The following is a 3145-nucleotide window of genomic DNA, read 5'->3' as shown; positions in this document are numbered from 1 at the left end:
CAATGATTACATGCGCTGTGGAACGGTCACGCATAGTACAAGGCTGTTCTACATAATCAATGCAGTCTTTCCGAGCAGAACTTACGTGGTTTTTTGCACTCTTTCAATTTAGCACACATGACAGGAGAGTTAAAACGGTTTCGCTGTTTAACTGTTCTGTGAAGTTTTATTTCTTTGGCAACAGTAGTAGGATCTTTGGAAATAGATTTAGCTATGGCAGTTTTTGAAAGACGTCTTTCTATGCCTTCCTGAATGGCTTTCCTGTCATCTAAAGTTAAATGTTTTGCTTTCATAATAGTCATCCTTTCTCCTATGAACATCACAGGTAATAGGATAGCCGGAAGTAAGTCTTTCATAAAGTACTTATTGAAAAACTAAAATCAGGATAAGGAAAGATAACTGGAAGTAACTTTTTCATTTTACCACAATAATTTTTTTTGTCTTAATTTATGGGTTTATTATATACAATCAAGCTAAAAAATGATATTATATTAAATAAAATAGACTTGTGAGGGGGGATTTTTATGTCAGCAATTAAAATTGAAAACCTCACTTTCTCATATTATGGATATGTAAAACCTATATTTGAAAATGTATCATTTTCCTTTGATACAAACTGGAAAATAGGATTGATAGGAAGAAATGGAATTGGTAAATCAACTCTATTTAAGTTACTTTTAAATCAAGAAACTTATCAAGGCAAAATAAGCAAGGATGTTGAATTTATTAAATTTCCACCAAATATAATGGATACTTCAAAATTAGGGATTGAGTTACATAAAGAATTAATATCAGATGAGGAAGAATGGAAATTATTTAGAGAACTTAATTTGCTAAATGTAGATGAGAACCTTGTTTATAGGGAGTTTGAAACGCTTTCTAAAGGAGAACAAACAAAAATCCTTTTAGCTATTTTGTTTACAAGAGAAGATGGTTTTTTATTTATTGATGAACCAACAAACCATTTAGATATGTACGGAAGAAAAATTGCAAGTGAATATCTGAAAAGTAAAAAAGGTTTTTTGCTCATATCTCATGATAGAGATTTTTTAGATGGCTGTATCAATCATGTTATTTCTATTAACAGGAATTCTATTGATGTCCAATCAGGAAATTTTACATCATGGTATGAAAATAAATTGATGAAAGACCAATTTGAAATCAGTAAAAATGAAAAATTAAGAAAAGATATTAAACGATTAAAAGATTCTGCAAGACAAAGTCAAATTTGGTCTGATAAAATTGAAAATACTAAAAATGGTGTGAAAGTATCAGGTGTAAAACCAGATAAGGGACATATAGGTCATCAGTCAGCCAAGATGATGAAAAAAGCTAAGAATTTGGAGAATAGACAAAATAAGGCAATAGAAGAAAAGCAGAATTTACTAAAAGATATTGAAACAAAGGAAAATCTATTATTGCATCCGTTACATCATCAAAAAAATCCTCTAATATCGGTTGGTGAGTTATCATCATACTATGGAGAAAAACAGATATTAAATAACCTGAGCTTTGAGATACAACAAGGCGATATAGTGGCTATATATGGTAGTAATGGAAGCGGAAAATCGACCTTGATTAAAATTTTGTTAGGTCTAAATCACGAGTATACAGGTGAGATAAAATTAGCAAGTAATTTGAAAATATCGTATATTCCTCAAGATACATCTGATTTAACGGGTAGCCTAAATGAGTATATTCATAAGCAAGACGTTGATGAAACATTGTGTAAAACAATTCTTAGAAAATTAGATTTTTCAAGAGAATTATTTGAAATAGATATGAAGAATTATAGTGATGGACAAAAAAAGAAAGTTTTAATTGCCATAAGTTTGTCAAAGCCAGCTCATATATTTGTTTGGGACGAACCGTTGAATTACATAGATGTAATATCAAGAATACAGATTGAGGAAATTATAAAAGAAGCAAAGCCTACACTCATATTTGTGGAACACGATAATCGATTTGTAGAAGATATAGCCAATAAAATCATACAATTATAAATGAAATAAACAATTAAAGTTTAGAAAAAGACTGATACAGAAACAGTAAATCAAAAAAAGTTTACTGTTTTTTCTTTGCCTAAAAGCGGAAAAGAGGACTTATGGAAGAAGAAAAAAGAGAAATAAAAGCACCACCACATAAACAGTTAATAATGGATATTGGAAAAACAAAATATACTGTAAATCTACATTTCAAGCAAGGTACAGGGCAAACATACAAGGACAAAATACTGAAGCTAATCAAGAGAGAGACAGAGAAGATATAAATTTATTAAAGAAATTTTGTTTATGTCCTTGACAAATATTCCCAAAGTGGTCGATAATTACAGAATTAAAGGAACTAAAGTAGAATGTAAATTACATTACTCTCTTGATTATATTCTGTCTATCTTCTTAAATTAAAGACTAACTATTAAAAGTCAAGTAGAAAAAAGATATTTTTGAATAAAGTACAGAAATGTATTTTAGATATATTTTGAACTCAGTTAAAGTTCTTTGAACTTTGAAAAACGCATGATAAAAAGAGCATCATTATAGGTGAGATTATCACTGTTGACATTTTGATCCGCTTGCGTTATACTCTTATTAAGGAGCATTGCTGCGTTTTTATTGCTGACCTGCTTTGCAGGTGGAAGCAAAGTGGCGGTGCTTTTTTTGATGTTTCATGAGATGGTCAGTACATATTTACTGAATATGAAAAACCCAAAACCTAAGGAGTGGAACTGTCAAGAAAGGAGTATAATGTATAATGAACCCATAAATTAAGACAAAAAAATTATTGTTTCTAAGTTGGATTTTCCGTATAATTTTATAGCGAAAGGAGTCCAAATATGGCAAGACAACAACACTCCCCGGAGGAAAAATCGAAACTTGTCCTTGAAGCAATTCGAGGCGAGCGTACAATCAATGAGATAGCTGCCGAGAACAATATTCATCCAAACATGCTTTCAAAATGGAAACGAGAAGCTGAGTCTCAGTTGTATACACTATTCCAAGATAATTTATCAAAAGAACGCAAAGCTCAAAAAGCACATGAATCTGAAATAAATGATTTATATGCTCAGATTGGCAAACTTACCACTCAGAACGAGTGGCTTAAAAAAAAATCTGGTTTACTGAAGCTTAATGTAGCACAACGCCGT

Annotated in this window: 3 protein-coding genes and 1 pseudogene; 3 read left to right on the top strand and 1 reads right to left on the bottom strand. The window is 30.8% G+C overall.

The features are described 5' to 3' along the window. Nucleotides 1-302 (bottom strand): annotated as a pseudogene (locus tag HMPREF9333_RS11215) (helix-turn-helix domain-containing protein); the annotation flags it as partial. 222 nt (nt 303-524) lie between these two features. Here HMPREF9333_RS11215 and HMPREF9333_RS11210 point away from each other — a divergent pair. From HMPREF9333_RS11210 to HMPREF9333_RS11200, 3 genes are all read left to right on the top strand, one after another. Continuing rightward, on the top strand, nt 525-2003 hold the full coding sequence (locus HMPREF9333_RS11210) for an Lsa family ABC-F type ribosomal protection protein (protein ID WP_005542164.1): 1479 nt from the start codon (nt 525-527) through the stop codon (nt 2001-2003). A gap of 101 nt (nt 2004-2104) precedes the next feature. Further along, on the top strand, nt 2105-2269 hold the full coding sequence (locus tag HMPREF9333_RS11205; RefSeq protein WP_005542162.1) for a transposon-encoded TnpW family protein: 165 nt from the start codon (nt 2105-2107) through the stop codon (nt 2267-2269). Between the two features lie 564 nt (nt 2270-2833). Beyond that, nucleotides 2834-3145, top strand: a 312-nt coding sequence (locus tag HMPREF9333_RS11200; RefSeq protein ID WP_005542158.1) for a transposase, incomplete at its 3' end; no start/stop codon positions are given.

The sequence above is a fragment of the Johnsonella ignava ATCC 51276 genome, assembly GCF_000235445.1.
Taxonomy (GTDB): Bacteria; Bacillota; Clostridia; order Lachnospirales; family Lachnospiraceae; genus Johnsonella; species Johnsonella ignava.
This window is presented reverse-complemented; position numbering and strand designations above follow the sequence as displayed.